Origin of the sequence: Bacillus sp. CDB3, from assembly GCF_002081505.1 — a bacterium.
GTDB classification, from domain to species: domain Bacteria; phylum Bacillota; class Bacilli; order Bacillales; family Bacillaceae_G; genus Bacillus_A; species Bacillus_A cereus_AT.
In genome coordinates this window covers 1-23,579 of sequence record NZ_ALBR01000055.1, presented here as the reverse complement: position 1 = coordinate 23,579, position 23,579 = coordinate 1, and the positions used below count along the sequence as shown (strand labels likewise).

Sequence of the window (23,579 nt, the reverse complement as noted above, 5' to 3'; positions counted from 1 at the left end):
AATTGATACTTTAGTAAGAATTTGAATAAGAATAAAAAGAGTAATATTAATTGAAAGGAGGAGATGAAGTTGGAGCGAAACGACATTGAAAAACTTGTAATTATTACTGGAGTAACGCAAGGGTTAGGTCGTGCATTGGTTGATAGGTTTCATGAATTGGGATGGAACATAGTAGGGTGTGGACGCTCAAAAAATAAAATTGAAGAGCTTAATAAATATTACGGTGCTTCACATGATTTTCAAACAATTGATGTTTCAAATCATCACCAAGTTAGTAAATGGGCAAGTTGTATTCTAAATAAGTATAGAGCTCCTGATATGTTAATAAATAATGCATCGATTGTTAATCAAAACGCACCGTTATGGAAAGTTACCGCTCAAGAATTTGAAAGTGTAATGAGTGTAAATGTGAACGGGGTAGTAAATGTCATTAGGGCGTTCGTCCCGGCGATGATAGCTAGAAAAGAAGGGATTATTATTAATATGAGCTCTAGTTGGGGAAGAGAAGGCGAGGCTGAACTTGCGCCATATTGTGCTTCGAAGTTTGCTATTGAAGGTATCACGCAGTCTATGGCAATGGAACTGCCAAATGGCATGGCCGTAGTTGCTTTAGATCCAGGTGGAAGTATTAGCACTCCAATGCTTCATTTATGTGCACCTCAATATGTAAAAGAATCTCCTACACCTGAAATGTGGTCACATAAAGCAATGCATTATATATTAAATATATCAATAGATAAAAACGGAGATTCATTGACATGTCCGGTATACATTTAATATTTAGATAGGCATTAAATGTAATATGCACATTTTTGAAGGACAAGCATATATTGAAGTATGTAAAAAGCATTTGCAAATTAGACATTTATCGAGAAAGCCCTTGTCAAAAAGAGCGCCTGAAAGGTGCTCTTTTGTATTATTAATACATTATGTGATGCACAAAATTACATATAAAAAATAAAATAATGAATTAAAGGTGATGTTTGTTTCGAAAGTACTAGAAAATTTAAATATAGGTGATGCGAAATGAACCTACGCGATTTAGAATTGACAGGGGCCTGGTTTCAAGTAGGAGGAAATCTTATAGCAGCAATTGGAACAACTAGAGGTTTTTCAGGAGAAGAAAAGATTGAGTCGGATCTTGTTATTGTAGGGAGTTCATTACAAGCCCTCGGATATATATTACAAATCATAGCAACTATTGATGTGAAAGATGAAGATAAACGTGAGAAGCAAGAGGTAACTATAGATAACAAAAATAAAGCGCTAGCGAAAACGGGGATTGAGTTATTAGCTTTAGGTAATATTTCTAATGTAATAGGAACGTATTTTAATCTCAATGAACAAATGAAAGAAAATGATTTTCTTATAATTACTGGAAATAGTTTGCAATCAATTGGCGCTTTTTTAGGGGTAGAAGTAGCATTGAATGAGATAAATGGAATACAGTGGATTATTGTATTAGGGAATTCAATGCAAAGTTTAGGTGCGGGATTACAAGCATATCAGGGTATTCAAAATATATCAAAAGAAGAAAAGGGAAATGAAGACAGTAATATTGATAAAGAAGATCAACGTATAATAGGGCTAATAGGTATTTGGATTCAGGCAATAGGTACTGTAATTTCAGCAATTGGATTAACCGAAATAGTAGAGGAACAACGATTGGAATCTAAGAAAAGGCGATGAAATACTCATTTCAATGAAGTATGGAGTATTTCAATTTTAGAAGTAGGACAAGATTGATGTGTTAATGCTTTTTGTAGGCTTTTTCATATAGGCGTAGAATATACATATAAATGAACAAGTGAAAATAACTTGTTAACGTTTGTGGGACGCTCCTCATTTAGTTGTACTATTATATATGATTTTTGAAATGATGAGTTCTTATATATGTTTTTAGAAAAAATATGATTTTATAAGTTTGAAAATGTAGGAGAAGGATAGGTAAGAATTGAAAAATAAACATTAAGGAGTTTTTCAGACATGATGTACTTATTAGCAATTCTACTTCCGCCGGTAGCTGTTTTATTTTGCGGAAAGCCGTTTCAAGCGATTATTAATTTCATTTTAACCTTAATTTTTTGGGTTCCAGGAGCGATACACGCAGTTCTTGTCGTACATGATAAAAAAGCCGACAGGCGACTTAAAAGACAAATTCAAGCGTACGATGAAATTAATAAAAGAAGATAGAAGGTAAATTGCGGGTGAAAACATACAAAAAAGAAAGGGAATTTGATTCGCCTTTCTTTTTTTGTATGCTAATCAAGTTTAAATTTTAGTGTAGCGGTAAGAATTTTTAATATAGGTATTATGATAATAACTTTTAGAATGCGCGTTTAATAAACCGGTGTAAATGCTTTCTGGTACGTTAAAGAAATCATACATACCATTCTTTAGTTGAATACGTAAAATCATAGAAAAAGGATTATAGCCAACAGCAACTATATTTTTTGAGATAACGGGAGAGAGTTTCATCAATACGCAACTCCTTACTTTTCATTTTAGATGGTTTCTTGTAGATAAGGGGATTGTCGTGTTGAAATCCTAATAATTAAAGAGGTATTATATTTATATGCAATATATCAAATGTTCTTTATACGTAATTATAAGGAAGTTCACACGAAGTACATATCGTTGTGCTATTTTTATTTCACCTTTGATTTATAAATAAGAAAATATTGACCATTTGAAAAAAAGGTATATTATTTATACGAGGTATTAAAAATTCACTTCTTACATTCTATGCTTTAAGGGGCAGCATTATTAGAAAAAATAGAAGTGAAAATAGTTTGTATAAGAAGTATTCTAAAATGTATAATCTGTGAATTGGGAAAACATTGAATGCTCCAGGTCAATATACTTTCTTGACTAAATGTATTTGTGAAAGTGACCTCAATATTTTTAAGTAAATCAACGGGAGAATTGAAAGGCAGGAGAAAGTAACATGTCAGAAAATTATCGTTCTCGAGAGGAGCGACGACAAGTTCAAAAGAAAAAACAGCCAGCTTCTAAAAACACAAAACCAAAAGGTAAAACATCGTTTTTTCGTAAATTTTTAATCAGTTGTTTACTACTTGGTATTGTAGGTTTAGTGGCAGGGGTTGCTACCTTTTTCGTTATGATAAAGGATGCGCCAAAACTTGAGAAATCAAAACTTGTTAATCCGTTATCCTCAAAAATTTATGATAAAGACGGGAATTTGGTATATGAATATGGGAAAGAAAAGCGAACGAATGTTACGTATGATCAAATTCCAAAATTAGTAGAAAATGCATTTTTAGCAACAGAAGATGCACGTTTTTACGAGCATAGCGGGGTAGACTTTAAAGGTACTGCCCGTGCGGTTTTAGTCAGTCTTAAAGGAGATTATGGCTCTCAAGGTGGAAGTACGATAACGCAGCAAGTTATTAAAAATTACTTCTTATCGATGGAAAAAACGTCAAAGCGTAAAGTTCAGGAAATATATTTAGCGTATAAGCTAGAACAACAATATTCAAAACATGAAATATTAGAGATGTATTTAAATAAAATTAATTTAGGTAACCGTTCATATGGAATCGCAACAGCGGCACAAAACTACTATGGTAAAGAATTAAAAGATTTAACATTACCAGAAGTTGCGATGCTTGCCGGTTTACCGAAAGCACCGAATAACTATGACCCAACGAAAAAAGAAAATGTTCAAAGGGCAACAGAAAGAAGAAATACTGTACTAAACTTAATGAATCGACATGGTTATATTACAAAGGCAGAAATGGAAGAAGCATCAAAAGTTCCAGTAACAGATGGGCTTAAGCCTGCAACTGAACAACAAACAATGCCATATACTGCATTTATGGATGCGGTTGTGAAAGAAGTAGAAAAAGAATTACCAGATGCTAATATTGGTTCTGATGGTTTAGAAATTTATACAACGTTGGATCCAAAAGCACAGAAATTGGCTGATAATATTTTAAATACAAATATTATTGATTATCCAAATGATAAATTCCAAGGTGCTTTCACATTTATGGATACAAAAACAGGGGAAATTCGCGCTATAGGTAGTGGTCGTGGCGAAAACAAAGCAGTATTTAAAGGTCATAATATGGCGATTGAATTAGATCGTGCAGCTGGTTCAACGATGAAGCCAATTTTTGACTATGCTCCTGCAATTGAATATTTAAAATGGGCTACGTACCATCAAATTGATGATTCTCCGTTTAAGTACTCAGATGGTCAAGAAGTTCGAAATGCAGACAGAAGTTATTCAGGCCCAATTTCAATGCGTGATGCATTAAAAATGTCACGTAACATCCCGGCTATTAAAACAGCGAAAGAGGTAGGGATTAGTAAATCGAAAGGATTCTCAGAGAAATTAGGGATTACATTTAATGTACCACCGACTGAATCAACAGCTATTGGTACAAATGAAGTGTCACCAACTGAAATTGCAGGTGCTTATGCGGCATTTGGTAATGATGGTAAGTATACGAAGCCGCATTTTGTTAAGAAAGTAGTTTATCCAGACGGCAAGTCACAAAGTTTTGGACAAAAACCAAAACAAGTTATGGCCGATTCTACAGCATATATGATTACTGATATGCTTCGTTCTGTCGTTACATCAGGTACCGGTACAGCGGCAAATGTGGCCTCTTTAGATGTAGCTGGTAAAACAGGTACAACAAACTATGCTTCAAAACAATTAGCACAATATAAAATTCCAGAAAGTGCAACTCGGGATAGTTGGTTTGCAGGATATACACCGCAATATACGATGGCAGTATGGACTGGATATATGAAAGATAGTAAAGACGATTATATTAGTAGTAAAAATACGAAAATTGCACAGTTGATCTTTAAAGAAATGATGAGCGAGATGGCTACAGATAAATCACACTTTAAAATGCCAAGTAGTGTTATTCAAGAAGGTAGTGAGTTACGTATAAAAGGTGAAAAACGTGATTCATCTCCAAATACGAGCGTACCGGATACAACGGAACAACCAAAACAAGACCAACAGCAAAAAACTGTAGAAGAGAAAAGTCCAGAGGAATTAAAGAAACAGGAAGAACTTAAGAAACAAGAAGAGCAAAAGAAGCAAGATGAACTTAAGAAGCAGGAAGAACAAAAGAAACAAGATGAACAGAATAAGCAAAATGAACAAAACAATGGAAGTGGTCAAGGAACTCCAAATCCACCGAACAATGGAAATGGTCAAGGAACTCCAAATCCACCGAACAATGGAAATGGTCAAGGAACTCCAAATCCGCCAACCACTGGAGGTGGCCAAGGAACTCCAAATCCACCAACCACTGGAGGTGGCCAAGGAACTCCAAATCCGCCAACCACTGGAGGTGGCCAAGGAACTCCAAATCCACCAACCACTGGAGGTGGCCAAGAGACTCCAACCCCACCAACTACTGGCGGGAACACAGGAGAGGCTCCTTCCAATAATGGACAATAAATAATGCATTAAAAAAGCATCAAAGGTACCGGGAAAAACGGTTTCTTTGGTGCTTTTTGTATTATAAAGAGTAATATTATTTTTAAATGTTAAAAGTACCATAGAAATTTTGAAAGTAAATTGACGGGAAATGATAAAAAAATTGAGTTGGAGGTATTGGATAACTAGGGCTATAAAAAGTAGCACTACTAGGATGTGTACCATGATGCCAAAATGAAGGGGTGACTTGGTCAGTCAATTGATATTGTTGCCAAGCGGCAGGAAGTTCGATACCAACATCAGAACTAGCCGTATGAATGGCAGGAACATGTATTGAGGGAACTGATGGGACAACCGCGGTTATTCTTGGTGATACCCACATGAAAACGATCACTCCTAAGTTTTAATGATAAAGTAGTATATTCTTTTAATGCTTATAAAGGTACATATAGATAGGACTTTCGGTTAAAACATACGTATAAAGTCGTAAGACCAATGTGAATTGATGGTGGACCATTTATTGCGAAAATATACGTCTAATAGCGGAGGGAAAAGGAATATGAAACATATACAATGGATGTGTTGATCGTAATATTTTACGTGTTTATGGAGGGATTTTAATGGAACGATTATGGACGAAATCATTTATTCAAATGACTATCGCGATGTTATTTTTATTTACAGGGTTTTATTTACTAGTTCCAACGCTACCGCTCTTTATTAAAGAGATTGGTGGAAATGAATCACAAGTTGGACTGATGATGGGAATGTTTACAATAGCTGCAGTTGTAATACGACCGGTTATTGGAGGAATGTTAGATCAATATGGTAGAAGATCTTTTATTATTTTCGGACTCATATTTTTTGGGATAACGATGTATTCGTATAATTTAGCATCGACTATTGTCCTTTTAGCTGTTTTACGCGTTATTCACGGAGTGACGTGGGCTGTTTCTACAACAGCAGTTGGAACAGCGATAACTGATATTATTCCAGATTCACGTCGTGGTGAAGGAATGGGCTGGTATGGCATGGCGATGACAATCGCTATGGCAATTGGCCCGATGATTGGATTATGGGTTGTACAAAATTATTCATTTCATGGTCTATTCTTGTTAGCGACTCTTTTATCCTTTATGGCAGTCGTATTATCGTTAATAACGAAAATGCCATTCACGCCACAAAAAGAAAAAGGGAAAATTCAGCTGTTTGAAAAATCCGTTTTATCAATAACGATTGTTGTTTTCTTTTTATCATTTGCATATGGAGGAATAACAACATTTTTACCGTTATTCGCTTCATCAATTGATGTGAATCCTGGGACATTCTTTCTTGTATATGCAATTACTTTAACAATTGTAAGACCTATTTCAGGAAAACTATTAGATAAATATGGAGAAGTTTTTATCATACTTCCGGCACTATGTATTACTATTTTAGCGATAGTTGTACTAACGATTTCAAATGGTTTGACAGGTGTAATGATTGCAGCGGCATTATATGGTGTTGGATTCGGTTCAGCACAGCCCGCTTTACAAGCAGCGATGCTGACAATTGTTGATCCTAGTAAAAGAGGAGTTGCTAACGCTTCATTCTTTACCGCTTTTGATTTAGGGATTGGATTAGGTGCGATTTTACTTGGAGTTGTTTCACAAATGTTTGGTTACCGTATTTTATTCGCAGGTAGTGCAATTTCAGGATTAATAGCTTTAATTATATTTGTCATTTTTGTAAAACAACGATTAGGCAAAAAAGATTTTGCGTAAACAGGAAGAGCGAAGGTGAAAATTTCAATTGAACATGATGCTCGACGATGCTTTAAGGAAGAATTTTGTATAAAGTATAATGAATCAATTTGATTTATCCCACTATTTGCGAGCAGTAAGACCTCCACCTCAAAATTCAGCAAATACAAGGAAGTTAGGCAGGAGATCAACTGCTCGTAAATGCCCGATTGGTTCAACTAATAATCAGTGGGGGATGAACAAAACCCCCACTGATTAAAGTTTCACTTTATAGTAAGATACGGAGGAAATAGTGCAATTCATCCAGGATACTCTTTAGGAATTGTTTCTGAGAAACTAGTTCGGGAAATAGTGTCAGTTGAGAAAGAAGGTATTTTATTTTTATAGATTTTGATAATCTTTTGTACTTTCAAAACTATGATTTAGTTGTCAGCTATCGTAAAGAAACGGAAGAAATTCAATTTAATTATGTAAAATAATAACTTTATTAAAAATAAATAAATTTTATATAAGAATTATATTTATAGGAATGTGAAATAAATATTATCAAAAACGAGCTGTGTATGAGTGCAGCTCGTTTTTTTATATTTGTTAAATAAAAAGAGATTAAAGGTATATTTAGTGGGATTATATGGATGATTGTTATATTTCGTTTTACAAAATCGTAAAAAGATATCTGTACTTTTTTATAAAATATGAAAGTTATTTTTGGAAAATTGTATTATTACATCGGTAAAAGTATAGGAAACTTATCATTATAAAATAAATTGAAATCTTCTAAAAACTCTGATACATTGAAATAGAAATGTAGTTTCAAAGTATTGTAAAGGCTTACAGTTATGTGCACGAAGATCTATTAGGATTGGAGGAAATAATGATGAAAGCTGAAGAAAAATTTTCCCCGGGATTAGATGGTATAGTGGCAGCGGAGACGAAGATCTCGTTTCTTGACACAGTGAAAGGTGAAATTGTAATTCAAGGGTATGATTTAATCGAACTCTCAAAAACAAAAGAGTATTTAGACATTGTGCACCTTTTATTAGAAGAACATCTACCGAATGAAGATGAAAAAGCAACAATTGAAAAGAAATTAAAAGAAGAATATGCAGTGCCAGAAGGTGTATTCAACGTGCTAAAGGCATTACCTAAGGAAACGCATCCTATGGATGGGTTACGTACAGGTGTATCTGCATTAGCTGGTTACGATAGTGATATCGAAAACCGCTCGTTAGAAGTGAATAAAAGTAGAGGGTACAAGCTTTTAAGTAAAGTGCCAAATATTGTAGCGAATAGCTATCATATTTTAAATAATGAGGAGCCAATTCAGCCCCTTCAGGAATTGTCATATAGTGCGAATTTCTTCTATATGTTAACTGGTAAAAAACCAACTGAACTTGAGGAAAAGATCTTTGATCGTTCCCTTGTTTTATATAGTGAACATGAGATGCCAAACTCTACATTTACAGCTCGCGTAATTGCATCAACGCAATCGGATTTATACGGTGCTTTAACAGGTGCAGTTGCATCTTTAAAAGGAAGCTTACATGGCGGTGCAAATGAAGCGGTTATGTACATGCTTTTAGAAGCTGGGAATGTTGAGAAATTTGAGGAACTATTACAGAAGAAACTTTATAACAAAGAAAAAATTATGGGCTTTGGACATCGCGTATATATGAAGAAGATGGATCCAAGAGCACTGATGATGAAGGAAGCTTTAAAGCAGTTATGTGATGTAAAAGGTGATTATACACTATATGAAATGTGTGAAGCTGGAGAAAAGATTATGGAGAAGGAAAAAGGAATTTATCCAAACCTTGATTATTACGCAGCTCCAGTATATTGGATGCTTGGTATTCCAATTCAACTTTACACGCCAATCTTCTTTAGCTCTAGAACAGTAGGACTATGTGCACACGTAATTGAGCAACATGCGAATAATCGTTTGTTCCGTCCACGTGTAAATTATATAGGCGAGCGACATGCATTTAGTAAATAAAAACAACTGGGGAGTTGTTAGCGCCGCCCGCCAGATGGGTGTTTGACCGACACCCATCATTAATAATAACGAATTTTCGACAGAAAGGGAAGATTAGCATGATTAAAACAAATGAAATTAAACAAAAAGATGCATTATTAGAAGAGATTACGGATTATGTATTAAATAAAGAGGTTACAAGTGCAGAAGCATTCAGTACGGCTCGCTACGTATTACTTGATACACTTGGATGCGGAATTTTAGCATTACAATATCCAGAGTGTACGAAATTATTAGGGCCAGTTGTACCGGGAACAATCGTGCCAAACGGTACACGTGTACCAGGTACGTCATATGTACTTGATCCAGTAAAAGGTGCATTTAATATCGGATGTATGATCCGTTGGTTAGACTATAACGATACTTGGCTTGCAGCAGAGTGGGGACATCCATCTGATAACTTAGGCGGAATTTTAGCAGTTGCAGATTATATTAGCCGTGTTCGCATTTCAGAAGGAAAAGAACCATTAAAAGTACGTGAAGTACTAGAAATGATGATTAAAGCACATGAAATTCAAGGCGTGCTTGCTTTAGAAAACAGCTTAAACCGCGTAGGACTTGACCATGTATTATACGTAAAAGTAGCAACAACTGCTGTAGTTGCGAAAATGCTTGGCGGAACACGTGACGAAATCTTTAATGCATTATCACATGCGTGGATTGATAATTCTAGTCTTCGTACATATCGTCATGCTCCAAATACTGGCTCACGTAAATCATGGGCAGCAGGTGATGCGACGAGCCGCGGTGTTCATCTTGCAATGACTGCTCTAAAAGGTGAAATGGGTTATCCAACAGCATTATCTGCGCCAGGATGGGGATTCCAAGATGTATTATTTAACAAGCAAGAATTAAAATTAGCTAGACCATTAGAGTCTTATGTAATGGAAAATGTATTATTTAAAGTATCATACCCAGCAGAATTCCATGCACAAACAGCTGCAGAATGTGCAGTGAAGTTACATCCGGAAATTAAAGAAAGATTAGATGAAATTGATCGTATTACAATTACAACTCATGAATCAGCAATTCGTATTATCGATAAAGAAGGTCCATTAAATAACCCAGCTGATCGTGATCATTGTTTACAATACATTACGGCAATTGGTTTATTAAAAGGAGATATCGTTGCGGACGATTATGAGGATGTAGTAGCAAATGATCCACGTGTAGATGAATTACGTAATAAGATGGTTGTTGTTGAAAACAAACAGTACAGTTTAGATTATCTTGAGCCGAACAAGCGCTCAATCGCCAACGCTGTTCAAGTCCACTTTAAAGATGGTACTGTAACAGAAAATGTGGAATGTGAATACCCACTTGGTCACCGTTTCCGTAGAGACGAAGCGATTCCAAAAGTTGTTCAAAAATTCACTGCAAATATGGCAGGTCATTATTCTAGTAAGCAACAAGAACAAATTCATGAAGTTTGTTTAAATGAAGAAAAACTAGAAAATATGAATGTAAACGAATTTGTAGATCTATTCTTAATTTAATAATAGGGGGAATTTAGAATGGCTTGGGTTGTGAATAAACAGTCAACACAAGAGGAGCTTGCGAATCGCTTTCGAATTTTAGTAGAAGCAAATGAAATTTTGCAAATTCCAGGTGCTCATGATGCAATGGCGGCTCTTGTTGCGAAAAATACAGGTTTTTCAGCTCTTTATTTATCGGGAGCAGCTTATACTGCAAGTAAAGGGCTACCAGATTTAGGTATCGTGACGTCTACTGAAGTAGCAGAGAGAGCAAGAGATCTAGTAAGAACTACAGATTTACCAGTTCTTGTTGACATTGATACAGGATTTGGTGGAGTACTAAACGTAGCGAGAACAGCTGTAGAAATGGTAGAAGCGAAAGTAGCGGCTGTTCAAATTGAAGATCAACAATTACCAAAGAAATGTGGACATTTAAATGGTAAGAAACTTGTTACTACAGAGGAATTAGTTCAAAAAATTAAAGCGATTAAAGAAGTTGCGCCGAGCTTATACATTGTAGCACGCACAGATGCTCGCGGTGTAGAAGGATTAGATGCAGCGATTGAAAGAGCAAACGCATATGTAAAAGCAGGGGCAGATGCGATTTTCCCTGAAGCGCTTCAATCAGAAGAGGAATTCCGTCTATTTAATAGTAAAGTAAATGCACCTTTATTAGCGAATATGACTGAATTCGGAAAGACTCCATATTATTGTGCAGAAGAATTTGCAAATATGGGCTTCCAAATGGTTATTTATCCTGTAACTTCACTTCGCGTTGCAGCGAAAGCGTATGAGAATGTATTTACTTTAATTAAGGAAACAGGTTCTCAAAAAGATGCACTTTCTAATATGCAAACGAGAAGTGAGCTATATGAAACAATTTCATATCATGACTTTGAAGAATTAGATACTGGAATTGCAAAAACAGTATTATCAGAGGATCAATAGATAAAACAACTGAGGCGATGAGAATACATATTTGGCAAAACAAACTGCTTGATGTGAAAAATCATCGCCTTCTGTTTTCAATAATAAGATATTCCACTCATCGTAGACGAGCATATGCAAAGAGCAATGAAGGCCGAAATGATAGGGGGATTCAGATGGAGAAAACGAAGTTACCATGGGATGAATTTTTTTCACTCAATAAAGATGTGAACAATACTTTCTTTACACCAGAAGATTTTTCAGGTGATGAAGATTTAATTGCAAAAACGACAGAACAATTTGTTAAACAAGAAATTGTTCCACAAATTGAGAATATTGAAAAACATAATTATAAAGTTTCTCGTCAATTATTTGAGAAAGCTGGGGAACTTGGATTATTAAGTATCGAGGTCCCAGAAGAATATGGCGGGTTCGAGTTAGGAAAGGCAGTTTCAGGGCTTGTAGCAGAAAAAATGGGTTACGCTGGTGCATTTAGCGTTTCATTTAATATACACGCAGGTGTAGGTACATTGCCTTACATATATTACGGAACGAAAGAACAAAAAGAAAAGTATTTGCCGAAAATTGCGTCAGGAGAATGGATTGGTGCTTATGCTTTAACTGAGCCAAATGCTGGTTCTGATGCATTAAGTGCAAAAACGAGTGCAGTATTGAATGAAGATGGTACAGCTTGGAAGTTAAATGGTGAGAAGCAGTGGATTACAAATGCTCATATGGCAGATGTATACGTTGTTTTTGCGAAGACAAATAAAGGAATGACAGCGTTTATTGTCGAAAGAACATGTGAAGGTGTATCAATAGGATTAGAAGAAAAGAAGATGGGGATAAAAGGTTCTTCAACGGCGACACTTATTTTAGAAGATGTTGTTATCCCTGCTGAAAATGTTTTAGGGGAAGTTGGAAAAGGGCATCACGTAGCTCTTAATATTCTTAACTTTGCTAGATTGAAACTTGCTTTTGGAAATATTGGAACAGCAAAACAAGCAATCGGTTTGTCAGTTCAATATGGAAAAGAGCGAAAACAGTTCCAAACGGAATTAGTAGACTTTACGATGATTCAAGAGAAAATTGCAAATATGATCATTGCTACATATGGAGCGGAAAGTGCAGCTTACCGTACAGCAGGTGTAATTGATGAAGCAATTCATGAGAGTGATGAAGATCTTATGAAAAAAATGTCCCAATTTGCAATTGAATGTGCACTTAATAAAGTAAACGCTTCTGAAACACTTGGTCATATCGTGGATGAAGCGGTACAAATTCATGGTGGTTACGGTTATATGCAAGAATACGAAGTAGAACGATTATATCGTGATGCTAGAATTAGTCGTATTTTTGAAGGAACGAATGAAATTAATAGATTAACAGTAGCTAAAATGTTAATGAAGCAAATCGAACAAATAGAAAATACTGAAGTAGAAATTGATGTAGCAAATGTAGAAAGAAACCATCGTTACATTTTATTAGCGAAAAAATTGTTGAAACAATCTTTGAAAACGCTCTCTAAAACTCCAGGCCTAAAAATCGATCAAGAGCAAGAATATTCACGTGTATTATCAAATATGTTGACGGACGTGTACGTCATGGAATCAGCATTTTTACGTACGAGTAAAGCAATTAGTAAAAATGGTGAAGAAAAAGAGCGTACAAAACAAATGATAACTGATGTTATTTGTGAAGAAGGCTATCGTAAAGTAGAAGAAGCGGCGATTTCTATACTTTCAGCGGCTGTCACAGAAGAAAAAGATAGACACGTAATTTTAGCTGAAATCCGTCAATTATTAGTGCCTTTATACACGAACGTATTTACGAAAAAGAGAGAAATTGCGAAAGTTATTATAAATCGCGGAAAATATATTGTGTAAATAGGGGGAAAGCGATATGAAAAAGATTGGTTTTATCGGCTTAGGTAACATGGGTCTTCCGATATCTAAAAATTTAGTTAAATCAGGTTACACAGTATATGGTGTGGACTTAAACAAAGAGGCTGAAGCTTCCTTTGAAAAAGAAGGGGGAGTTATCGGTTTATCAATCTCGAAATTAGCAGAAACATGCGATGTGATTTTTACAAGTTTACCTTCACCTCGTGCGGTTGAAGCGGTATATTTTGGGGAAGAAGGATTATTTGAATGTAGCCACTCGGACGTAGTTTTAATTGATACAAGTACTGTATCTCCACAGTTAAACAAACAGTTAGAGGAATCGGCGAAGGAAAAGAAAGTAGACTTTTTAGCAGCACCGGTTAGTGGTGGTGTAATTGGAGCAGAAAATCGTACATTAACGTTTATGGTTGGTGGATCAAAAGAGGTATATGATAAAACTGAATCTATCATGGAAGTGTTAGGAGCGAATATTTTCCATGTTAGTGAACAAATTGATAGCGGTACGACTGTTAAATTAATTAACAATCTATTAATTGGTTTTTATACAGCTGGTGTTAGTGAAGCTTTAACGTTAGCGAAAAAGAACAATATGGATTTAGATAAAATGTTTGATATTTTAAATGTAAGTTACGGTCAAAGTAGAATTTATGAGCGTAATTATAAAAGTTTCATTGCATCAGAAAACTACGAGCCAGGCTTTACTGTGAATTTATTGAAGAAAGATTTGGGGTTTGCAGTTGATTTAGCTAAGGAAAGTGAACTTCACTTACCGGTAAGCGAAATGCTATTAAACGTATATGAAGAAGCAAGTGAGGCCGGATATGGCGAAAACGATATGGCTGCTTTATATAAGAAAGTTAGTGAACAATTAATTTCTAATCAAAAATAATAGTTTTATATAAATCATAAAAAGGAGAGAATATAATGATTACAACTGAAATTAAGCGAGTAAAAAATCATATTAATGGCGAGTGGGTAGAATCTACGGGTACAGAAGTAGAAGCTGTTCCAAATCCAGCGACTGGAAAAATTATTGCTTACGTTCCGCTTTCTCCGAAAGAAGACGTTGAAAAAGCTGTTGAAGCTGCAAAAACGGCATACGAAAAATGGTCTAAAGTTCCAGTTCCGAATCGTTCAAGACAATTATATAAATATTTACAGCTTTTACAAGAAAATAAAGATGAGCTTGCAAAAATTATTACACTTGAAAACGGTAAAACACTAACGGATGCAACTGGTGAAGTGCAGCGTGGTATTGAAGCAGTAGAACTTGCAACATCAGCACCAAATTTAATGATGGGACAAGCTCTTCCGAATATTGCTAGCGGAATTGATGGGTCGATTTGGCGCTATCCAATCGGTGTTGTTGCTGGTATTACACCGTTTAACTTCCCAATGATGATTCCATTATGGATGTTCCCACTTGCAATTGCTTGCGGTAATACATTCGTATTAAAAACATCTGAAAGAACGCCACTTTTAGCAGAGCGACTTGTAGAGTTATTCTATGAAGCTGGTTTCCCAAAAGGTGTATTAAATTTAGTACAAGGCGGAAAAGATGTTGTAAATAGCATTTTAGAAAATAAAGATATTCAAGCTGTTTCATTCGTTGGATCTGAGCCGGTAGCTCGTTACGTATATGAAACAGGTACGAAACATGGAAAACGTGTACAAGCGTTAGCAGGTGCGAAAAACCATGCGATTGTAATGCCAGATTGCAATCTTGAAAAAACAGTACAAGGTGTAATTGGATCTGCGTTTGCAAGTAGTGGAGAGCGTTGCATGGCATGTTCTGTTGTAGCAGTAGTAGATGAAATTGCTGATGAATTCATCGATGTACTAGTAGCAGAGACGAAAAAGCTAAAAGTAGGTGACGGTTTCAACGAAGATAATTACGTTGGACCATTAATCCGTGAATCTCATAAAGAACGTGTTTTAGGCTATATTAATAGTGGTGTAGCAGATGGAGCAACTTTACTAGTAGATGGCCGTAAAATCAATGAAGAAGTTGGGGAAGGTTACTTTGTTGGTGCAACGATCTTTGATGGTGTAAATCAAGAAATGAAAATTTGGCAAGATGAAATTTTCGCTCCAGTATTAAGTGTTGTAAGAGTTAAAGATCTAGAAGAAGGTATCAAACTGACAAATCAATCGAAATTTGCGAATGGTGCTGTTATTTATACTTCAAATGGTAAGCATGCACAAACATTCCGTGATAACATCGATGCTGGTATGATCGGTGTAAACGTTAATGTTCCAGCACCAATGGCATTCTTCGCATTTGCAGGAAACAAAGCTTCATTCTTTGGAGATCTTGGTACAAATGGTACGGATGGCGTTCAATTTTATACACGCAAAAAAGTCGTAACTGAGCGTTGGTTTTAAGAAATAGTATGTAAGTTGTTACATGTAAAAACCACTCTAAAGAGTGGTTTTTTATTGTGTATTAATTATTTCTTTCAAAGGCTAACTTAATACCAAATCCAATTAAGACGAGTCCTGTAACCCCTTGAATATAACGCTGTGTCTTTGGTTTTTTCATAAAAGCACTAATTTTATCAATTAAAAATATATAAAAAGCAAACCAAATGACTGTTAAAATGAGATAAGTAAGTCCCATAACGAGAAGTTGTATAAATGTATTATGATTTGGGTTTAAAAACTGTGGTAAAAAAGTTAAAAAGAAAACTGCAACCTTAGGGTTCAGTAAATTTGTAAGAAACCCTTGGCGAAAGCAAGAAGTATGTTTATTGTCATTATTTATTGGAACGTCATTTGTATTTAAGTCTTCTGTGTTTCTTACTGCTAAAAGGGCTTTAATACCAATATAGACTAAATATACAGCACCAACATATTTAAAAATAGAAAATAAAAGAGCAGACTTTACAATAAGTGCTGAAAGACCAATTACAGCAGCTAAAGTGTGAATTAAAAGCGCAACACAAGTACCAAAAACAGTTTTTACGCCGCCGATTTTGCCAGCAACCAATGTGTTTTTCGTAGCCATTGCTGTATCAGGACCGGGTAGAATAATAAGACATATAGACATAATAATAAACAAAAAATAATTTTCCATAATGTTATCCGCCTTCCTTTTTGTTTTTAGAAAATTCAATTAACGTTAGTTTAACATACATTGTAGTTAAATAAAATTAAATTATATTTAAAATTATTTAACTGAAAAGAAGAGGCCATATAGAGTAGCTGAGATTAAGCTACTCTATATGGCCTCGTTGTTTAGGCGTTAAGTAAGTTAAAGAAACGATTTACATCTTCTTCTGAAACATCACTTAATTGTTTATATTTATAATTTGGATTTTGATCTTTATCAACTACAACGGAGCGTACTCCTTCAAAGAAATCTTCATGTCGCATGAAGTTTTTAGCGAGTATAAGGTCTGTCGCGAAACATTCTTCAACTGACTTTTCTTGGCCATCGATAAACTGTTTTAATGTTACTTTTAATGAAACAGGGGATTTTGATAATAGCTTTTCTTTCGTTGCCTGGGCAAAGGAACTTGGATCTTTCTCTAACGATTGAATGATTCCTTCAATTGTATTGAATGCAAAATGCGAATTAATTTCTTCTAATGAAGAAGAAAGATTACCATCTAAGTTTGGAGCAGTTGCAAATGTACGAATAACTTCTTTTAAATGAGTATGTACATCTTCTTTATTCCAATTTACATTTTCAAGTGCGGTAAGAAAATTTGGTAATGAATCTGATGTCATAAAATAATCAGCAGCGTTTATATATAATACATCAGGAGCTTTTAAAATGGATGCTGTTAAAGCAACATATCTGCCAGTAGATCCGGGAGCTTTATTTAAGAAATAAGCAGCACCGACATCTGGGAAGAAACCGATGTTCATTTCAGGCATTGCCCACTTCGTACGCTCTGTTACGATTCGATATTTAGCCCCATTTGTCAGACCAACACCACCGCCCATTACGATTCCATCTAAACAGGCGATAATTGGTTTTTTATATTGATAAATAAATGTATCAATTTCATATTCTTCTTCAAAAAATTGTTCTGCATGCTGTAATGAAATCTCATTTGAACGTGCTTCGTATAGCGTTTTAATGTCGCCACCTGCACAAAAACCTTTCGTTCCAGCTCCTTTTAAAACGATTACTGTAATCTGATCATCCTGTTCCCATTCTTTAAGTTTTTGCCCAATTGGTTTTAACATGTCATAGGATAAAGAATTAAGTGCTTTTGGACGGTTTAAAGTAATAGATGCAACGCCGTTTTCGCTAACAGAAAATAAAACGTGTTCAGTCATTATAAATCCTCCCTTACATATCTTCCTATTCTTATTTCTTGATACATGATGAAATGTCCTTTATAAATTTGTCTAATATTGGCGCAATAAGGATTAATATGTACTACGCATATTTTGACGAGTTATATTTGCAGGATTCTGAAGAATGAAGAGGAATATTACAACATTACTGTAAGCGCAATTATTTGGAATCATAGTGTTGAAGGCGCTATTATATGTATAACTTATATTGAGTTATTATGCGTGGCGTAACAATCTATTAAAGAGTGGATGTAGAAAAGATCAAAAAGCTGAATTGTCTAACTTTTAAAGACAGTCGGGTTTGTATATAATTAGAAATAGAGAAAGGAGAGATCGGAATGCCAGGACCTTTACTATTGTCGGTAATTATTTTGTCATCTCTTATGGTAGGAATTACACAGTATTTTCATCATACAGATACGACAGAAGAAGTGAAGGATAAGGTGCGTCTCGTGTTTCCGATTTTTATAATATCTATTTCCATATGTTTTTTACTCAATAAAGATGGGTATGTAGTGGCCGTATTTGCGTTTTTTGTAGCGATTGTTTTAATAACTGTATTGTACTACGTTATGAAAGAGTACTTACAAAAATAAGGATGCCTGAATGGCATTTTTATTTTTGTAGATTAAAAATTTCACATACCGTATTTTATGTAAAAAACATAAAATATTAATAATTAAAAAAGTATGTACATTGCGGTGTATTTACTTGTCAATCTTGCATGACCACTATACTATTAAAATGTAGAGATTAGAAAAAAGGGGTTGTATCTAGCATGGAATTTGAGATGCACACAAAAATTATTTCAAATGAAAAAGAAGTAAGATTACATATAGAAGATAATTTATTCCAATTAAATTTAGATGGTTATCATCTATTTACTGTTCAAGAAATATTGCCTTTATATAAATCAAACGAAGAAAGAATCGGTAGTGCAATTGTCCAGAAGTTAGAATGGGGAGAACGGAAAAACTACACTAAACTATCAGCTCGTTTCACTACAATCAGTAAACTAAAAGGAGAAGGATAATATGAAGTTTTTTCATACAGCGGATTGGCATTTAGGTAAGCTTGTTCATGGTGTATATATGACTGAAGATCAAAAAATTGTGTTAGATCAGTTTGTACAAGCTGTTAAAGAAGAAAAACCGGATGCTGTAATTATTGCTGGAGATTTATATGACCGAGCAATTCCACCTACAGAAGCAGTAGACTTATTAAATGATGTATTACAAAAGATAGTTATTGATTTACAAACACCAGTAATCGCAGTTGCAGGAAACCACGATAGTCCGGACCGTATACATTTTGGTAGTAATTTAATGAAAAAACAAGGATTACATATTGTTGGACAATTCCAGTTTCCATATAATCCTGTTGTTTTAAATGATGAATACGGAGAGGTTCATTTCCATCTCATTCCGTATGCGGATCCAAGTATTGTTAGACATATATTGAAAAATGAAGATATTCGTTCTCATGATGATGCGATGCGTATTTTTATGAATGAACTTTCTGAAACGATGGATAAAGACGTGAGACATGTATTTGTAGGACATGCATTTGTAACTTCTTCAGGAGAGGCAGAGGAAAATACAAGTGATGCGGAACGACCACTTTCAATTGGTGGTGCTGAATATGTAAATAGCCATTATTTTGATAAGTTTCATTACACGGCGCTTGGTCATTTACATCAAGCGCATTTTGTACGTAATGAGACAATTCGTTATTCAGGTTCGCCACTCGCCTATTCTATCTCTGAAGAAAAACATAAAAAAGGATATTATATTGTGGAACTGGATGAAAATGGTGAAACAACAATTGAAAAACGTTTACTTACACCACGTCGTAAAATGCGTACAGTAGAAGCGAAAATAGATGATTTATTGCATCATCCAGTAAATGAGGATTATGTATTTGTGAAATTATTAGACGAAAATCCAGTATTGCAGCCAATGGAAAAAATACGCTCTGTATACCCAAATGCAATGCATGTTGAAAGATCTATTCAAAGACGAGAGTTCACAGATGAAAATGAAGTAACTATTTCAAGACATAAAACGGATGATTTATCACTTTTAAAAGCCTTTTATAAAGAAATGAAAGGGTTAGAGTTATCAGAAGAGAAAGAACGTCTATTTATAGAGGTATTACAAACAGTGCAAGAACGGGAAGGTGAACGAGGATGAGACCGATTCAGCTAATTATGACAGCATTTGGACCCTATAAACAGAAAGAAGTAATTGATTTTGATGATCTTGGAGAGCATCGTATCTTCGCCATTTCTGGTAATACAGGGGCCGGAAAAACAACGATTTTTGATGCGATTTGTTACGTATTATATGGAGAAGCTAGTGGAGAAGAGCGTAGTGATACAAGCATGCTTCGTAGTCAATTTGCTGATGATAATATTTATACAAGTGTGGAATTAACCTTTCAATTAAAAGGGAAAAGATATGAAATAAAACGACAACTTGGTCATAAAAAACAAGGGAATAAAACAATTACAGGACATGCAGTTGAATTATATGAAGTAATTAATGAAGAAAAGGTTCCTTGTGTCGATCGTTTTCATGTAACGGATGTAAATAATAAAATTGAAGATTTAATTGGATTAAGTAAACATCAATTTAGCCAAATAGTAATGTTACCGCAAGGAGAGTTCCGGAAACTATTAACGTCTGAAACAGAAAATAAAGAAGAGATTTTACGTCGTATTTTTAAAACAGATCGTTATAAGTTAATGCGTGAGTTACTAGACCAAAAACGGAAGCAATGGAAAGACGTCTTACAAGAAAAACAAAAAGAACGAGAGCTATATTTCCGTAATGTTTTTAAATTACCAATACGTGATGGAGCATTGTTAGAGACATTAATAGAGCAAGAGCATGTAAATACACATCAAGTTGTAGAGGCATTAGAACAAGAAACAATTTGGTACAATGCAGAGGTTGAGCAATTACACATAGAACAAAATGACAAAGCAAAACAATTAAAAGAAGCAGCGGCACATTTTCATACAGCAAAAGCTGTAAATGAGAAATTCAAAGATTTAGAACAAAAGAATGAGAAATACAGTACTTTACAAGAAAACCGTGCTGTAATCGAAATGAAAGAAAAATCTTTTAAACATGCGGAACAGGCGAAGCGATTATTACCTTTTGAGCAATGGTATGAGGAAGCGATGCAACATGAACAGCAGTCTGAAAGTTTGTTAAAACAGATAATCGCAAAAAAAGAACATATAATGAACAGTTTTGAACTTGCCCAGGAGAAATATGAAGTATTAAAGAATAAGGCATCTGAGCGAGAAAATGCTAAAAAACAAGTTCAAAGACTAGAAGAGTTACAACCAATTATTGCATCATTAGCTGAGAAAAAGTTGAATTTGCAAAATGCTGAAATTCAAATAGGGAATTTAAAAGAAGGTATGCAAAAGTTAGATGAACAACTAGAAGTGCATACAAATGAAAAACAAAGAATGTCTGGCGAATTACAGCAATTAGAAATAGCGCTTGAACAATATGTAGCTAAAGTAGAAGAACTAACGAATATGCGAGAAGATGCAAAAGTATTAAAGCAGGCATATGATGTATGGCAAGAAAAACAAAAATACGAGCAAGAAAAAGAAATTGCGTTTCATAAGATGCAACTGGCAGTTAGTGCGTATGAAAATATGGAACGCCGCTGGTTAAGTGAACAAGCTGGTATATTAGCTCTTCATTTACATGATGGTGAATCTTGTCCAGTATGTGGTAGTATGGATCATCCGAAAAAAGCTACAGAGCAAAGTAATGCAATTGATGAAAAAGAGTTAAATGGGCTAAGAGAAAAGAAAAACGTTGCGGAAAAATCGCATGTTCAATTAGAAGAAAAGTGGAATTTCTATCGAGTTCAATATGAACAAGTGATAGAAGAAGTGTTAAAGCGAGGCTATCGCGCAGAAGAATTAGTAGAAACGTATAGGGCGCTCGTTCAAAAAGGAAAGCAATTAGCAGCAGAAGTTAATGCGTTAAAAGCAAGTGAAGAAACGCGTAAGCAAATTGCTGTGAATATAAAAAGCGTAGAAGAAAAAGTAGAAGAACTCCAGAAACAAAAGCGTGAAGTAGAAACAATACAGCACCGTACTGAAATGGAAGGTATGCAGCTTCGTACGTCATATGAACATGATAAGCAAAATATTCCGGAAAGCTTGCAAACGGTACAAGCTTGGAAAGTACAGTTCGACCAAGCTCTGCAAGAACTAAGGTTAATGGAAGATGAATGGGAGAAAGTACAAGAAGCGTATCAACATTGGCAAAATGAAAATATACGTATTCAAGCAGAACATGATAGTGCTTCTAATCAATTTAATAGTGCAAAAGAGAAGAAAGAAGAGACTTTCACACGCTTTATGAAAGAGCTAGAACAAAGTGGATTTACAGATCAATTAACATATACAGCAGCTAAATTAAATGGTGCTGAGATGGATAAGTTACAACAAGAAATCCAAAGTTACTACTCGTCTCTAGAAGTACTTACAAAACAAATTGAAGAATTAAAGGCAGAATTAAAAGATAAAGAGTATATGGACATTTCTTCATTAGATGAGCAAGTGAAAGAATTGGAAATTAACCTTGATATTATTAAAGAAAAACGACAACGTGCTCAAAATGCCGTAGCATACATTACGGATTTACATGAAAACATTAAACGAATTGATGAACAAATTCATGAGGAAGAAAAAGCATTCCAAGAACTTGTTGATTTATATGAAGTAATGAAAGGGGATAATGAAAGTCGTATATCCTTTGAACGCTACATCCTAATTGAGTATTTAGAACAAATTGTGCAAATTGCGAACGAACGACTACGCAAATTATCAAATGGACAATTTTATTTAAAACGAAGTGAACGAGTTGAAAAGAGAAATCGACAAAGTGGATTAGGCTTAGATGTATACGACGCATACACAGGTCAAACCCGAGATGTAAAAACATTATCTGGTGGTGAGAAATTTAACGCATCACTTTGCTTAGCACTTGGGATGGCAGACGTAATTCAAGCATATGAAGGTGGTATTTCCATCGAAACGATGTTTATCGATGAAGGATTCGGTTCATTAGATGAAGAGTCATTAACGAAAGCAGTAGATGCTTTAATCGATTTACAAAAATCAGGCCGATTTATCGGTGTAATTTCACACGTACAAGAGCTGAAAAACGCAATGCCTGCTGTATTAGAAGTAACGAAGCAGAAGGATGGGTGTAGTCAGACGAGGTTTGTGGTGAAGTAAGTTCAATTGTAATTTATATTATTTGCGATTCTTTAGTATAGAACTTATGATAAAATAAATGCCTCCTCTGTATTGAGGAGGCATTTATTTGTTATTCAGAATTAGATAATTCACCTATGAGTTATCTGTAGAAGGCGGCGTATTCTCCAAACGATTATAAGTTTTAAAGGCCGAAATTGCGGATATAACACCACCTACTAAAAATAAAGCTGATCCACCGACTAATATGATACGACTGACATATGTTTCCCGTGCTTCTTCAACTTCTTCTTGTAAAGGTGTAGGCATTATAATTCCCTCCCAATAATAATGTGTTTTGCAATAGTATATACAACTGCCTAACATGTGTTAAAAACGCTAGATAGTTAATCATAGGTAGAATTATTAGTTCTGTAAAAAAATATAGAAAATTATATGAATCCTATAGTATCAAAAAACGTTTTAATTATTTGAAAAATCTTCACCCTAAATTTATG

The 23,579-nt window shown here is 34.8% G+C and carries 19 protein-coding genes and 2 pseudogenes; 16 read left to right on the top strand and 5 right to left on the bottom strand.

Features of this window, described 5'->3' with window-relative positions; translation table 11 throughout:
- The first annotated feature begins 69 nt into the window (after positions 1–69).
- The 3 genes from CDB3_RS12700 (at position 70) to CDB3_RS12690 (ending at position 2,193) form a co-directional block, all read left to right on the top strand.
- Entirely contained in the window at positions 70–777 is a 708-nt protein-coding gene (locus CDB3_RS12700) for an SDR family oxidoreductase (RefSeq protein ID WP_128854741.1), read from the top strand.
- 249 nt (positions 778–1,026) lie between these two features.
- A complete protein-coding gene (locus tag CDB3_RS12695) occupies positions 1,027–1,689 on the top strand; it encodes a DUF6944 family repetitive protein (RefSeq protein ID WP_128854740.1) in 663 nt (220 codons plus the stop codon).
- Positions 1,690–1,986: 297 nt separating this feature from the next.
- Complete coding sequence (locus tag CDB3_RS12690; RefSeq protein ID WP_000990221.1) at positions 1,987–2,193, top strand: YqaE/Pmp3 family membrane protein; 207 nt, start codon at positions 1,987–1,989, stop codon at positions 2,191–2,193.
- A 78-nt stretch (positions 2,194–2,271) separates the two neighbouring features.
- On the opposite strand, the gene CDB3_RS12685 is transcribed toward CDB3_RS12690, so the two are convergent.
- On the bottom strand, positions 2,272–2,478 hold the full coding sequence (locus tag CDB3_RS12685; RefSeq protein ID WP_000777813.1) for a KTSC domain-containing protein: 207 nt from the start codon (positions 2,476–2,478) through the stop codon (positions 2,272–2,274).
- Between the two features lie 469 nt (positions 2,479–2,947).
- Between CDB3_RS12685 and CDB3_RS12680 the strand changes: the two genes are divergently transcribed.
- Positions 2,948–5,449: a PBP1A family penicillin-binding protein gene (locus CDB3_RS12680; protein ID WP_128854739.1), complete on the top strand. Its 2,502-nt coding sequence runs from the start codon at positions 2,948–2,950 to the stop codon at positions 5,447–5,449.
- Between the two features lie 82 nt (positions 5,450–5,531).
- Here the strand turns inward: CDB3_RS12680 and CDB3_RS12675 are convergent, their stop codons facing one another.
- Positions 5,532–5,810, bottom strand: coding sequence for a hypothetical protein (locus CDB3_RS12675; protein WP_128854738.1), 279 nt, complete (start codon positions 5,808–5,810; stop codon positions 5,532–5,534).
- A gap of 238 nt (positions 5,811–6,048) precedes the next feature.
- Here CDB3_RS12675 and CDB3_RS12670 point away from each other — a divergent pair, with 238 nt between their 5' ends.
- The 8 genes and pseudogenes from CDB3_RS12670 (at position 6,049) to CDB3_RS12640 (ending at position 15,899) form a co-directional block, all read left to right on the top strand.
- Entirely contained in the window at positions 6,049–7,194 is a 1,146-nt protein-coding gene (locus CDB3_RS12670) for an MFS transporter (RefSeq protein ID WP_128854737.1), read from the top strand.
- Positions 7,195–7,440: 246 nt separating this feature from the next.
- Positions 7,441–7,652: pseudogene (locus tag CDB3_RS32055) on the top strand (HesB/YadR/YfhF family protein); the annotation flags it as partial.
- A gap of 395 nt (positions 7,653–8,047) precedes the next feature.
- A complete protein-coding gene (gene mmgD / locus CDB3_RS12665) occupies positions 8,048–9,169 on the top strand; it encodes a citrate synthase (protein ID WP_128854736.1) in 1,122 nt (373 codons plus the stop codon).
- 98 nt (positions 9,170–9,267) lie between these two features.
- On the top strand, positions 9,268–10,704 hold the full coding sequence (gene prpD / locus CDB3_RS12660) for a 2-methylcitrate dehydratase (RefSeq protein ID WP_071745524.1): 1,437 nt from the start codon (positions 9,268–9,270) through the stop codon (positions 10,702–10,704).
- An 18-nt stretch (positions 10,705–10,722) separates the two neighbouring features.
- Positions 10,723–11,631 carry a methylisocitrate lyase gene (gene prpB / locus CDB3_RS12655; RefSeq protein ID WP_128854735.1) on the top strand — a complete coding sequence of 303 codons (909 nt, stop codon included), beginning with the start codon at positions 10,723–10,725 and terminating at the stop codon, positions 11,629–11,631.
- Positions 11,632–11,786: 155 nt separating this feature from the next.
- The gene (locus tag CDB3_RS12650) at positions 11,787–13,496 is read left to right on the top strand and encodes an acyl-CoA dehydrogenase FadE (RefSeq protein ID WP_128854734.1); all 1,710 of its coding nucleotides are present in this window, start codon (positions 11,787–11,789) and stop codon (positions 13,494–13,496) included.
- Between the two features lie 16 nt (positions 13,497–13,512).
- Complete coding sequence (locus tag CDB3_RS12645) at positions 13,513–14,403, top strand: NAD(P)-dependent oxidoreductase (RefSeq protein ID WP_128854733.1); 891 nt, start codon at positions 13,513–13,515, stop codon at positions 14,401–14,403.
- A 35-nt stretch (positions 14,404–14,438) separates the two neighbouring features.
- A complete protein-coding gene (locus tag CDB3_RS12640; protein WP_128854732.1) occupies positions 14,439–15,899 on the top strand; it encodes a CoA-acylating methylmalonate-semialdehyde dehydrogenase in 1,461 nt (486 codons plus the stop codon).
- 61 nt (positions 15,900–15,960) lie between these two features.
- On the opposite strand, the gene CDB3_RS12635 is transcribed toward CDB3_RS12640, so the two are convergent.
- Together CDB3_RS12635 and CDB3_RS12630 are read right to left on the bottom strand one after the other, a co-directional pair.
- Positions 15,961–16,593 (bottom strand): LysE family translocator, encoded by a 633-nt coding sequence (locus CDB3_RS12635; RefSeq protein ID WP_097832014.1) that lies wholly within the window; start codon positions 16,591–16,593, stop codon positions 15,961–15,963.
- A 158-nt stretch (positions 16,594–16,751) separates the two neighbouring features.
- On the bottom strand, positions 16,752–17,804 hold the full coding sequence (locus CDB3_RS12630; RefSeq protein ID WP_128854730.1) for an enoyl-CoA hydratase/isomerase family protein: 1,053 nt from the start codon (positions 17,802–17,804) through the stop codon (positions 16,752–16,754).
- 359 nt (positions 17,805–18,163) lie between these two features.
- Here CDB3_RS12630 and CDB3_RS12625 point away from each other — a divergent pair, with 359 nt between their 5' ends.
- The 4 genes and pseudogenes from CDB3_RS12625 to CDB3_RS12610 all read left to right on the top strand — a co-directional run bounded on the left by CDB3_RS12625 (position 18,164) and on the right by CDB3_RS12610 (position 23,103).
- Positions 18,164–18,421: a hypothetical protein gene (locus tag CDB3_RS12625; RefSeq protein ID WP_001119412.1), complete on the top strand. Its 258-nt coding sequence runs from the start codon at positions 18,164–18,166 to the stop codon at positions 18,419–18,421.
- A gap of 182 nt (positions 18,422–18,603) precedes the next feature.
- Positions 18,604–18,844 (top strand): annotated as a pseudogene (locus CDB3_RS12620) (DUF2584 family protein).
- Positions 18,845–18,859: 15 nt separating this feature from the next.
- Complete coding sequence (locus tag CDB3_RS12615) at positions 18,860–20,017, top strand: exonuclease SbcCD subunit D (RefSeq protein ID WP_128854729.1); 1,158 nt, start codon at positions 18,860–18,862, stop codon at positions 20,015–20,017.
- Positions 20,014–23,103, top strand: a complete 3,090-nt coding sequence (locus tag CDB3_RS12610) for an AAA family ATPase (RefSeq protein ID WP_128854728.1) — start codon at positions 20,014–20,016, stop codon at positions 23,101–23,103. Before CDB3_RS12615 ends, CDB3_RS12610 begins: the two co-directional genes overlap by 4 nt.
- 114 nt (positions 23,104–23,217) lie before the next feature.
- Here the strand turns inward: CDB3_RS12610 and CDB3_RS31670 are convergent, their stop codons facing one another.
- Complete coding sequence (locus CDB3_RS31670) at positions 23,218–23,391, bottom strand: hypothetical protein (protein WP_097832018.1); 174 nt, start codon at positions 23,389–23,391, stop codon at positions 23,218–23,220.
- Positions 23,392–23,579 lie beyond the last annotated feature (188 nt).